Source organism: Brachyspira sp., assembly GCF_050873525.1.
Classification (GTDB): domain Bacteria; phylum Spirochaetota; class Brachyspiria; order Brachyspirales; family Brachyspiraceae; genus Brachyspira.
Map to the genome: position 1 here is coordinate 1 of NZ_JBNMIZ010000064.1, position 12,330 is coordinate 12,330.

General features: G+C 31.0%; 12 protein-coding genes. 11 read left to right on the forward strand and 1 reads right to left on the reverse strand.

From position 1 onward, the window contains the following. Positions 1–226: 226 nt before the first annotated feature. Genes tsaE through mnmE form a run of 3 tightly spaced genes read left to right on the forward strand, consistent with a single transcriptional unit; the run spans position 227 to position 3,092 of the window. Positions 227–676: a tRNA (adenosine(37)-N6)-threonylcarbamoyltransferase complex ATPase subunit type 1 TsaE gene (tsaE, locus tag ACR0QS_RS05935; protein WP_432632524.1), complete on the forward strand. Its 450-nt coding sequence runs from the start codon at positions 227–229 to the stop codon at positions 674–676. Further along, positions 673–1,692 (forward strand): hypothetical protein, encoded by a 1,020-nt coding sequence (locus tag ACR0QS_RS05940; protein WP_432632525.1) that lies wholly within the window; start codon positions 673–675, stop codon positions 1,690–1,692. The genes tsaE and ACR0QS_RS05940 overlap by 4 nt, the downstream gene beginning before the upstream one ends. Before the next feature lie 8 nt (positions 1,693–1,700). Beyond that, positions 1,701–3,092, forward strand: coding sequence for a tRNA uridine-5-carboxymethylaminomethyl(34) synthesis GTPase MnmE (gene mnmE, locus ACR0QS_RS05945; RefSeq protein ID WP_432632526.1), 1,392 nt, complete (start codon positions 1,701–1,703; stop codon positions 3,090–3,092). A gap of 20 nt (positions 3,093–3,112) precedes the next feature. Here mnmE and ACR0QS_RS05950 read toward each other — a convergent pair whose 3' ends face one another. Further along, complete coding sequence (locus ACR0QS_RS05950; protein ID WP_432632527.1) at positions 3,113–4,063, reverse strand: sugar-binding transcriptional regulator; 951 nt, start codon at positions 4,061–4,063, stop codon at positions 3,113–3,115. 174 nt (positions 4,064–4,237) lie between these two features. Between ACR0QS_RS05950 and lsrF the strand changes: the two genes are divergently transcribed. The 8 genes from lsrF (at position 4,238) to ACR0QS_RS05990 (ending at position 12,307) form a co-directional block, all read left to right on the forward strand. Then, a complete protein-coding gene (gene lsrF / locus ACR0QS_RS05955; protein WP_432632528.1) occupies positions 4,238–5,104 on the forward strand; it encodes a 3-hydroxy-5-phosphonooxypentane-2,4-dione thiolase in 867 nt (288 codons plus the stop codon). A gap of 25 nt (positions 5,105–5,129) precedes the next feature. Further along, positions 5,130–6,596, forward strand: a complete 1,467-nt coding sequence (locus ACR0QS_RS05960) for a sugar ABC transporter ATP-binding protein (protein WP_432632529.1) — start codon at positions 5,130–5,132, stop codon at positions 6,594–6,596. Further along, entirely contained in the window at positions 6,596–7,621 is a 1,026-nt protein-coding gene (locus tag ACR0QS_RS05965; protein WP_432632530.1) for an ABC transporter permease subunit, read from the forward strand. The genes ACR0QS_RS05960 and ACR0QS_RS05965 overlap by 1 nt, the downstream gene beginning before the upstream one ends. Next, complete coding sequence (locus ACR0QS_RS05970; RefSeq protein WP_432632531.1) at positions 7,618–8,622, forward strand: ABC transporter permease; 1,005 nt, start codon at positions 7,618–7,620, stop codon at positions 8,620–8,622. Before ACR0QS_RS05965 ends, ACR0QS_RS05970 begins: the two co-directional genes overlap by 4 nt. 27 nt (positions 8,623–8,649) lie before the next feature. Continuing rightward, positions 8,650–9,720 (forward strand): autoinducer 2 ABC transporter substrate-binding protein LsrB, encoded by a 1,071-nt coding sequence (gene lsrB / locus ACR0QS_RS05975; protein ID WP_432632532.1) that lies wholly within the window; start codon positions 8,650–8,652, stop codon positions 9,718–9,720. 69 nt (positions 9,721–9,789) lie between these two features. Then, a complete protein-coding gene (lsrK, locus tag ACR0QS_RS05980; RefSeq protein ID WP_432632533.1) occupies positions 9,790–11,343 on the forward strand; it encodes an autoinducer-2 kinase in 1,554 nt (517 codons plus the stop codon). A 48-nt stretch (positions 11,344–11,391) separates the two neighbouring features. Beyond that, positions 11,392–11,757, forward strand: a complete 366-nt coding sequence (locus ACR0QS_RS05985; protein WP_432632534.1) for a cupin domain-containing protein — start codon at positions 11,392–11,394, stop codon at positions 11,755–11,757. A 49-nt stretch (positions 11,758–11,806) separates the two neighbouring features. Further along, the gene (locus ACR0QS_RS05990; RefSeq protein ID WP_432632535.1) at positions 11,807–12,307 is read left to right on the forward strand and encodes a type 1 glutamine amidotransferase domain-containing protein; all 501 of its coding nucleotides are present in this window, start codon (positions 11,807–11,809) and stop codon (positions 12,305–12,307) included. The last annotated feature ends 23 nt before the right edge of the window (positions 12,308–12,330 follow it).

Here is a 12,330-nt window from a genome sequence, read left to right on the forward strand (position 1 = left end):
ATTTAAGCCTCTCTTTAATTAATAAATAATTCTAATTAAACTTTTTCAAATTATATAATATTAAAAAAATTTGTCAACTATTTTTTTAATATTAACTGAAACATATTATACAACATTTAAAATTTTTTGTCAACAGTTTAAAATAAAATTTTATTTCTAAATATAATTTTTAAAAGCATTCTATCAAATTGCTAATTTATCCCATAAACTATATAATCCATATATTATGAAAAAAAATATTTTAACTAAAGAATCCAACATTGAAAATATAAAAGAAATTGCAGCTTTTTTATGCGATATTATAAAAGACGGCGATTTGATAATAATGAAAGGAAATCTTGGCTTCGGAAAAACTACTTTTGTGAGAATATTTGCAAAACTGCTTAAAAGCGAAGATATTATAAGCAGTCCTTCTTTTACATTAATAAACGAATATGATATAATTCTTAAAAACAAAGAAACGATATTAAGGCATATTGACCTTTATAGACTTTCTTACGAAGAGGAATTGGATAATATAGGATTCAAAGATAAAATTAAAGAAAACGGAATTACAATGATTGAATGGGGAGATAAATTTGAAAACTATTTCGATAAACCTTATTACGAACTTGAAATTGAAATGCTCGAAGCTGAAGAAAATTGCAGATTATATAGGATAAATTTAATTTCATGAAAAACTCAAAAAAAATTATATTGGCAAAAATTGTTTTATTATTTTCGTTTAATTTATTTATTTCTTGTTTGAATTTAAATAAAATTGAAAACGGAACGAATATATTTGTCCAAACAAAAGTCTCTTCTTTAAATATAACTATAGGTGACGATATAATTTACGAAGTTAGAATTATTTCAAAAAAAGAAATCGATTATCAGTTTGAAGATATTTCATTTGACGAAAGAGAAAATCAATCGAGAATAATCGAAGTTCAAAACGAAACGAAAAACATTGGAAATTATAAAGAAAGAATCATAAAATACAGAATCGGATTTTATGACATTGGGCAGTTCGTCATTTTTCCTTTTAAGATTTCCTACGAATATAATAATCAATATAGAGAATTAAACGGAGACGATATTAATATTTTGGTTTATTCTTTTTCGGACGGAGAAATTTTGCCTCCGATGAAATCTACGGTTTCAATTCCGATGCCTCAATCCGTGTGGATTATTATTTTGGCGGTGGCGATTTTAATATTAGGAATAATAATTTTAATATTTTTTATAATTAAATATATAAAGAAAAAATCTGCAGAAAAATCTATTATAAAAGAAGACGAAGAGGCTTTGAACGATTTAAGAAATATAGATTATAGAATTTATTTTAATGAAAAAAAATTTGCCGAATATTATTTTGAATTAACTTTTATATTTAAAAGATATTTAACGAAAAGATTTTCATTTAATATAGAAGATATGACTACGAGCGAAATTAATCTGCTGTTTGACGAAAACGAATTTAAGAAAAGCGAATATATAATTAATATGCTTAAAAACTCCGATTATGTAAAATTTGCAAAACAAATTCCAAAAATTGAAACAATGAAAGAAGATTATGATTTTTGTAAAGACTATATAATCGAAAATGGAAATTTGTTCGAGATTTTAAAACTTAAAGAAAAAGAAGAAAAGAAATTGAAGAAATTAAAAAAGAAAAATATTATTTCGGATAATCTTGTAAATAATAATTAATTAGTAAAATGAACGAATACGATTTAAAAGATACGATAGTTGCGCTTTCCACTCCATTCTCAAAAAGCGCATTGGCGGTTATAAGAATGTCGGGAAGTAAATCTTTGGAAATAGCTTCAAAAATTTGTTTTTATGCAAATAAAGAAAATAATAATATAAAAAAATTTGAACATAGAAAAAGTTATTATGCTTTGATAAAAGACGAAAATAATAATCCTATAGACGAGTTAATTTTACTTACTACTTTATCTCCGAATACTTTTACTACCGAAGATACGGTTGAATTTATTTGTCATGGAAGCGTTGTGATAATAGAATCGTTAATAAATTTGATAATAAGAAACGGAGCTAGAGCTGCGAATAAAGGAGAGTTCACTTACAGAGCTTATATAAATGGAAGAATTGGAATAAGCGAAGCGGAAGCCGTGCATGATTTGATAGATTCAAATAATAGACTTATGGCGGAAGCGAGCGTTTATAAAATGAGAGGAAGACTAACTCGAGAGATTGACAAATTGAGGGAAAATATAAAAAATTCTCTTATTCTAATTTACGGAGAGATTGATTTTCCAGAAGACGAAACTGAAAATTTTTCCTACGATAAACTTATTGAAAATTTTTATAAAATAAAAAAAGATATAGAAAATATTTTAAATAATTCAAAAAAAGTTGAAACTCTTATAAACGGAATAAAAGTCGCAATATTGGGAAAAGTAAACGCGGGCAAAAGCAGTATTTTTAATATGATACTTGGAAAAGACAGAGCGATAGTTTCTTCAGTCGCGGGAACTACGAGAGATTTTTTGAGCGAAAATATTTATATAGAAAATATTCCTTTTTATTTGATGGATACGGCGGGATTTCATAAAGAAGCGAATAACGATATTGAAATCGAAGGAATAGAAAGAGCAAAAAAATGTGCGGAGGAATCGAATATTATAATTGCGGTTTTTGACGGAAGCGATAAAGCGAGCGAAGACGATATTAATTTAATAGAATTTTTGGAAACGATAAAAGATAAAAGCGTAATTTATTTAATCAATAAAAGCGACATAGAAAATAAATTTGATTATGATTTTAAAAATCCAATTATCAATATAAGCGCGAGAACGGAAGAAGGAAAAGAAAAATTATTTTTGGCTTTGAAAAATTATATTAAAGATGACGATATTCAAATATTCAATAAAGAAAGTTATGTGAATAATAGAGAGAGAGGATATTTGGAAAATGGGCTTAAACAAATTGATATATGCATTGAAAAATCAAAACAAAATTATTCTTTGGACGAAGTCGCCGAAGAGATGAATATTTTAAATAATATTTTAGGAAATGTGAGTGGAAAAATAGACACCGAAGAAGTTATAAGCGAGATATTTGAAAATTTCTGTATTGGGAAATGATTTGAGATTAATATATTATTTTATTTATGATTCAATAAACTTTTTGCCAATTCAGAGTCTATTATTATCGTATTCAAATATTTTCCCATTAAAGCCGAGTAAACGGGATTAGATTTTATTAATCCAGAAGCGACTCCAACAACATTTTTTATCTTTTTTAAATCGGACAACTTTGCTCCTATAATTCTGTTATTAATGTCTATATCCAATTCTTTTCCGTTTATATCGTAAAAATGAGCGCAAATATCTCCAACCGCTCCAGCGTTTTTTATTTTATTTAATTCTTCTTCGGTTATATAACCAGTTTTATAAAGACTGTTATTTTTTAATTCCACGCATCCTATTCCAACAAAAGCTATGTCTAAATTAGAGATTTTTTTTAAAATATTTTTTATATTATTATCGTTCATTAAAGATTTGGCAATTTCTTTATTTCCGACTACCAAAGGAGCATGAATCATCAGACATTGAGAATTTAATTTTTTAGATAAATATTGAGCGAGTAAAGGTCCGTCATAATTTTTATTTTCGTATCCTGTCGCGCCTATCATTTGTATAATATTTTCTACGGAAGAATTTTTTGTATTTAACTGTTCTATCATAGAATATAGCGATTGTCCCCAAGATATTCCGACATTTTTAACTTTATCTATTATATTTGAAAAATAACTTGCAGCCGCTATTCCTATTTCCGTGATAACTTCGTCTTCCGAATTATTTAAACATTCTATGACTATCGCTTCGTTTACGCTAAATTTGTTTATTATCTCTTTTTCTAATTCTTTATCTCTCCAAGGATATTTAATTTTAAAATCCACCAGAGACAAATCTTTTGCTTCCGATATTAATTTTGATACTGTAGGTCTTGCTATAGACATCAATTTTGAAATTTCTTCCTGATTTTTATTTTCTTTATAGTATAGGAACGCTATTTTTGCTATCTGAGCTATTTTTTTATTATCATACTGCATTTTAAAATTATACCATTATTAAAATAAATATCAATAATATAAACAAAAGTAAATTACAAAAATTAATTAAATTTTATTACAAAAATACTTGACAAATGTAATTATTTGTATATACTATATAGCATAAGAGTTTTTAACTCGCTTTAATAAATTACAATTTTTAAGGAGATTAAAATGTTTAATAATTATAGTTTCGGTAAGAAAAACCGTTTGTCAAAAATAGTTATGGAAGACGGAAGAGCTTTAATGCTTGCCATTGACCATGGATATTTTATGGGCGCTACTCATGGTATGGAAATGCCAAAAGTTCAAGTTGAAAAACTGCTTCCGCATATAGATTCTTTAATGTTAAGTCCCGGAATATTGACGAGTCAAATAGACGCCGATTTCAATAAAGGGATAGTTTTGAGAGCGAGCGGAGGAAATACGATTTTGGAAAGCGATATTGATAACGAAGGCTTGATTTTATCCGCCAAAAACGCCGTAAAATTAAACGCTTCCGCTATAGCCGTTTCAATATTTGTCGGAGCTGAACATTCGCATCAAACCATACTTAATTTAACGGACGCTATTAATGACGCTATGGAATACGATTTGCCAGTTTTGGGAGTAACCGCGGTAGGAAAGGCTTTAAAAGATAAAAAAGAAAAGAGATATTTAACGCATGCCTCAAGACTCGCCGCGGAACTCGGAGCGGATATCGTTAAAACATATTATTGCGAAGGTTTTGAAGAAGTCGTAAAAAAGACAACCGTTCCTATAATCGTTGCGGGCGGACCTAAATTAGATACTTATAAAGATGTATTGGATTTGTGCTATAACGCCATACAATGCGGAGCTATAGGAGTGGATATGGGCAGAAATATATGGCAGTCCGATTATCCAGAAGCGATAACGGCGGGAGTGGCTCATATTATACATAAAAATTCTTCGGTAAAAGAAGCTTTGGAATTAGTAGAGTCTATGTCTAACGATAAAACGAAAAGAAAAGAATATTTTGAAGTAACCGTGGAAGATATAGAAAATTCAAAAGTTCATTAAAATTATAGGATATTTTAGGATATTTATGGAAAACTTGTTGGAACTAAATAATATATGGAAAATTTTTGACGGAGTTCCCGTTTTAAAAGGCTTGGATATTTCTTTAATGAAAGGAGAGGTTCATGCAATACTCGGAGGAAACGGTTCGGGAAAATCTACATTAATGAAAATTATATCGGGAACTTATCAATGCAGTAACGGAGCTATAAAGTATTTAGGTAAAGAAGTTAATTTCACCAGACCTTATCAGGCTCATAGAGAAGGTATATATTTAGTTCCGCAAGAACCTAAAATATTTCCTTATCTTTCTATTTTGGAAAATATAACCATAGGACTTTCAAAAGTAAACGGAGAAACTGTAGATAAAGTAAAAAATATAGCCGATAGAATAGGTTTTAAAGTTTCATTGAGAGACGATGCGGGAAAATTGACTATAGCGAATCAGCAGCTGGTTGAAATAATAAGAGGATTAATTAGAGACGCTAAAGTTTTGATATTAGACGAACCGACAAGCACTCTAACCGTCAAAGAAGTTAAATCTCTTTTCGATATAGTTCGTCCTTTATTAAAAAACGATATTGGAGTATTTTTTATATCGCATAGAATAAACGAAATATTTGATTTTTCCGACAGAATAAGCGTATTGAGAGACGGCAATATAGTATTATCGGGCAAAACTTCCGATTTCAAACCTATAGATTTAATAAAAGCCATGATTGGCAACTCCGATTATAATATTTCTCAAAACAACAATACGGAATATAATATAGGCAAAGTGGTTCTTTCCGTTCATAATTTATCTTCCGAAATCTTTAAAAATATATCTTTTGATGTTAGGGAATCCGAAACATTAGGAATAGCGGGAATAGTCGGAGCGGGCAGAACGGAATTAGCGTCAGCGATAGTCGGTTTAGAGCCTTATCATAGCGGCGAAGTGATAATGAACGGAAAAAAATTGATTCCTTGCGATGCCAAATCAGCCAGAGAAGCAAAAATTTCTTATATACCAGAAGACAGACATAAATACGGCATATTTTTAGATATTCCTTTTTATGAAACAATCTCTTCGGAAATATTAAAAAAGATTTCAAAAGTATTCTTAAATAAAAAGCAGGAAAAAGAAATATCCAAAAAATATGTGGATGAATTAAAAATAAAAGTTTTAAACGATGAGCAATATTCGAGAATGCTATCGGGCGGGAATCAGCAGAAAGTCGTTATATCTAAAATATTGACTACCGACCCTAAAGTCGTTATTTTAGACGAGCCTACGAGAGGAGTCGATGCAAATGCGAGAGAGGATGTTTTTCAAATAGTTAGAAATTTGAAGAAAAAAGGAGTCGCCGTTATTTTAATATCGAGCGATTTGGAAGAAGTTATTAATAACAGCGATAGAATCATTGTGATACATTCTGGAGAGATAAATTTAGAACTGGATAAAAAAGATTTTTCTATCGAAGTTATTACGCAAGCGTCTTTTGGAGTTATATAATGTTTTCTTTGAAAAATAAATTAAGAGAATTATTCGTTAAAAGAGAAGCTTTAGTATTTATAATTTTAGTCATTATTATTTTGCTATGCGGAATTTTCAATAACGATTTTATAAGAATAAATAATTTGCTTGGAATACTCGTTTCAAGTTTGATTCTTATAATGCTTTCCGTAGGCGAGACTTTCGTAATAATTACAAAAGGAATCGATGTTTCGGTAGGAGCGATAATGGGTTTATGCGCGGTTTGTATGGGAATGGTTGCAAATGTCAATGCAGAACTTTCTTATTTTGTCGCCATATTAGTCGGACTTTCGGCTGGAGCTATAAACGGATTTGGAATATCTATAATAGGAATTCCGCCTATAATAATGACTTTAGGAACTATGGGACTTTACAGAGGATTAATGCCAATAATAACTGGAGGAAGCTGGGTAGATTCAGTTCCGCAGTCTATAAAAATTATGGCTCAAATCAAAGTGTTTAATATAAATTTATTTGTCATAATAGTATTTATTATAATATTGATTTCAATGCTTATATTAAGATTCTTTAATATAACGAGAGCTTTTTATGCCGTTGGCGGAAACGAAGAAGGCGCTTTTAATTTAGGAATAAGCGTTAGAACTACTAAATTTTGCGCTTATATAATATCGGGATTCTTCGCTTCAATAGCCGCCATTATATTTGTATCTCAATTAAGTTTCATTCCTATGAACGCGGGCAGCGGAGAAGAAATGAGAGCAATAGCTTCGAGCGTTTTGGGAGGAGTTAGTTTATCGGGCGGAGTAGGAACTCCAGTATCTTCGTCTATAGGCGCGATATTTTTAACGACAATAAACAGCGTTTTAATTTTCTTAAAAGTTCCGTCTTACTGGAATGACGCTATAGCTGGAGCGATATTGATAGCGATAGTTTTATCGGATTACAGAGTTAGAAAATATTTGGAAGATATGAGAAAGAGAGCGAGATTTTCTTCCGTTAGAATAAAAAGCAAGATAGAAAAAATTTCAAGGGGAATTAAATGAAAAATATTATTATAAAATATTGTAAGAATTGGGGATTCATTTTATTTGTTTTATTGATATTTGAAATATTGATTATAGGACTTGTTAATCCGACTTTTCTTAATATAAGCAATCTTTTATATTCTTCCAACGATTTTATGCATATAGTAATCGTTTCTATTCCTTTTACTTTAGTGCTTGTTACTGGCGGAATGGATATATCTATAACTTCCGTTATGGGACTTACTTCTATAGTGTTCGGGATGCTTCATACTTTTTTGAATATTCCTTTTTTTCTTGCAATTATTTTAGCTTTAATATGCGCTTCTTTATGCGGACTTATTAACGGATTTTTAGTTTCAAATACGGACATTAATCCGTTAGTTATAACTTTGGGAACTATGTTTCTATATAAGGGAATAGCTATAGGAATCGCGGGTTCTTCGGGAGCCGCTGGTTATAACGGAATAACTGGTTTTTCGGATTCTTTTTTAACTTTAGCCTACGGAAGTTTAGGAAATATTCCCTATCCTTTAATTTTTATAATTTTTCTGGCAATAATATTTGCGATTATTTTACATAAAACGAGACTGGGAAGGCAGTATTATTTGGTAGGAGTTAATAAAGATGTCGCTTCGTATAGCGGAATAGCCGTTAAATTTACAATAACTACGGCTTATATATTTACGAGTTTATGCGCGGGAATATCGGGAATAATACTGACTTCTTATTTTACTTCCGCAAGAAGCGATTTGGGTTCGGACGCTTTGCTTCCAACTTTAACTTCGGTAGTTCTTGGCGGAGCGAGTATAAACGGAGGAAGCGGTTTTATAATCAATACGGTTATAGCATGCTTTTTTATAGGATATTTAAAACAAGGGCTTATGAGCATTGGTATAAGCAGCGATGTATCTCAAATAATAGTCGGCATACTTTTAATATTGACGGTTACATCGAAAATAATTATATCAAAGATAAGATTAACTATGTTAAATAACAAAATTTTAAATAAAGTTATTTAAAAAAAATTTAACTCAGGAGGATACATTATGTATCAAAGAAAATCTTTTTTAAAATTTTTAACGAGAGTTTTTATCTCGATATTGACTCTCACGGCTATTTTCTCCTGTTCTGGTTCTAAACAAGAATCGGCATCTGGAGAAAATATAAAAATCGCGTTTATCCCTAAAATAACGGGAAACGGCTTTTTTGAGTCGGGCGGACGAGGCGCGCTTGAAATGGGCGAACAATTAGGAATAACCGTTAGATATGACGGACCTAACGAAGCTAATGTTTCAAAGCAAATAGAGTATATAAATAATTTTGCCAATCAAAATTATAACGCTATAGTCGTTTCGTCTCTATCGCCTACCGCTTTGAATCAGGCTTTAGACAGAGCTAGACAAAAAGGCATACATATACTTACTTGGGATAGCGATGTGGACCCAGCTTATAGGTCTTTTTATATCAATCAGGGAACTCCGAAATTGCTTGGCGAATTATTGGTTAAAATGACTTCAGACCAAATGCCCGATGCAAAAACGGCAAAGAAAAAAGTGGCGTTTTTCTATTCGAGTCCCGAAGTTACAGACCAAAACGCCTGGACGGAAGAGGCTAAATCTTTAATAGCGAGAGAATATCCTAACTGGGAAATAGTAACTACTCAATACGGATATCAAGACCCTCAAAGAAGTTTGCAAACCGCTACTGATATATTAAACACTTATAAAGATATAAACGCTATTCTTTGTCCAGATTCTACCGCGTTGCCTGCAGCCGCTCAAGCCGCGGAAAATTTGGGAGTTGGAGGAAAGGTAATAATAGTCGGATTTTCAACTCCTAACGCTATGAAACAGTATGTTGAAAGCGGAACGATAAATCAATTCGGACTATGGGATGTGGTAGTTCAAGGAAAATTATCCGTTTATATAGCTTATCAACTGGCTTTAGGAAATACTTTTAAAGTCGGAGATAAAATCGATGTTCCGGGAATAGGAACGGTAGAAGTAGCCGCCAATAAAGAGCAAGGCTACGATTATGAAGCGGATAATAACGGTTTGATAATATTGCCTGAAAGAGTCGTATTTACTAAAGACAATATTAATAATTATGATTTTTAATATTTAATTAATATTCGAGCGCCGTTTGAAGCGATTTTGAATGGCGCTATAAAAAAACGGAGTTTTTAAATGAAATATATCTTATCTTTGGATGCGGGAACGGGAAGCGTTCGAGCGATTATTTTCGATAAAACGGGAAATCAAATAACGGAATCTCAAAGAGAATATACGCATAAAGTTAATCCTAAATATTCTGGAAGTATAGATTTCGATATAGAAAATAACTGGAAACTTATCTGCGAATGCGTTAAAGATGTTTTAAAACAAATCTCGCCAAACGATATATTGGCGATTTCAACTACGAGTATGAGAGAGGCTTTCGTATTATACGATGAAAATAAAAAACCTATCTGGGCTTGTTCTAATGTGGACGCGAGAGCTTATCAAGAAACTATTTATTTGAGAAAAAATAAAGAATTAGAAAAGAATATATATTATATAAGCGGACAAACATTTTCTTTAGGAGCGATTCCAAGATTATTATGGATAAAAAATAACGATAAGGATATTTACGATAGAGCGAATTATTTAAATATGCTAAGCGACTGGATAGCAGTTCGGCTTGGAGCGGATATATTTATAGACCCAAGCAACGGTTCGACTTTGGGACTTTTTAATTTACAAACGAGAAATTTTGACAAAAATATATTTGAAATGGCTGATTTAGATTTTAAATTTTCAAACGCTAAAGTTTCGGAATATGGAACTATTATAGGCGAAGTCAGTAGCAAAGCGAGTAAAGAAACGGGACTTAAAGAGGGAACAAAAATAGTTATGGGCGGAGGAGACGCTCAATTAGGAACTATAGGAGTCGGAGCGGTAAACGAAAAAGATACCGTTATACTGGGCGGAACTTTTTGGCAGCAAGAAGTTAATATGAAAAATCCTACTATCGATAAAGAGGCAAGAATAAGAATAAATTGTTCTTCCGTAAGCGATTTATGGCAGGCGGAAGGAATAGCTTTTTATCCGGGACTTGTGGCAAGATGGTTTAGAGACGCTTTCTGCGAAGACTTAAAAGAGATTGCAAAAAAGAATAATACCAACGCTTATAAATTATTATCCGATAAGGCTAAAGATATACCGTCTGGATGTTACGGAATTATACCGATATTTTCCGATAAAATGAATTATATTTCTTGGAAACATGCGGCTCCTTCTTTTATCAATATGACTATAGACTATAATAAAACCAATAGATATTCTTTATTTAAGTCTATAATGGAGAATGCCGCTATAGTAAGCTATAATAATATAAAGACTATAGAAAATTTTTCTAACATAAATATAGATTATTTGACTTTTGCTGGAGGCGCAGCGAACGACCCCGTATGGTGTCAAATACTTGCCGATGTTTTGCAGTTGGAAGTTAGGACGACAAAAGTTAAAGAAGCTACGGCTTTAGGCGCGGCTATCTGCGCTTATGTCGGAATAAATTTATATAAAGATTTTTACGATGCGGTAGATGTCGCCGTTAAGAAAGATACTATATATTATCCGAATAAAAATAATTCTGAAACATATAATAATCTTATAAATAAATTTAACGATGTATATAAAATTCAACTGGAGTTAGCCGATAGAAATTTAACTACTCATATGTGGAAAGCTCCGGGAGAATGATAAATAAAAATAATATAAAATACTAAAATAAAAAAGAGGTAAACAAAAATGAAAAAATTAAACGAATCCGAAATAGAATATAGGAACAATAATATATCAGGTCCTAAATATTTATTGAGAGGTCCTTATTGCGATGTCGGTTTGGTAGTGATACAGCCCGGGGAGGATTTTAATACTCATTATCATCAAAATACGGAAGAAGATTTTTATACTTTGGAAGGAAAGGTTGACATTTATGTTGATGGAGAAAAAATTGTAATTTCCGAAGGCGATATTATACAGTTGCCTCCTCCGACTAAACATTATATAAAAAATAATTACGATAAGCCATGGAAAGCTTTATTCGTAAAAGCGCCTTTTCATGAAAAAGATAAAGTCAATGTGGATTGGCTTCCAGAAGAAGACGATAAATAATTTTAAAAATATATAAATAATATAAATTAAAAATAGGAGAATTTTAATTATGAAAGCTTTAATATTGAGCGATAATCTTTTTGAAGATTCCGAATTGTTTTATCCGTATTTTAGATTGATAGAAGAAGGTCATAAAGTAGATATAGCGTCTTTAAAGAAAGGAACTATATCGGGAGAATATTTCTTTAGAGTGAAAGCGAATTTGAGTTTTGACGATGTGAATCCAAAAGATTATAAACTACTGATTATACCAGGAGGAAGAGCGCCAGAATCTATAAGAAGAAATAAAAGCGTAAAAAAGATAATAAAATATTTTGTTGATAATTCTTTGCCAATAGGAGCTATATGTCATGGTCAGCAAACTTTAATATCCGCAAATGTTTTGGAAAATAAAGACGCCACATGCTACAGCGGAATCATTGACGATTTAATTAACGCTAAAGCGAATTATAAAGACGAAAAAGTCGTGGTATGCGAAAATATAATAACTTCCAGATGTCCGGACGATTTGCCTTATTTTATGAAAGAGATAATGAAAAAGATAAAATAAATATATCAAAAACTATTTTATAA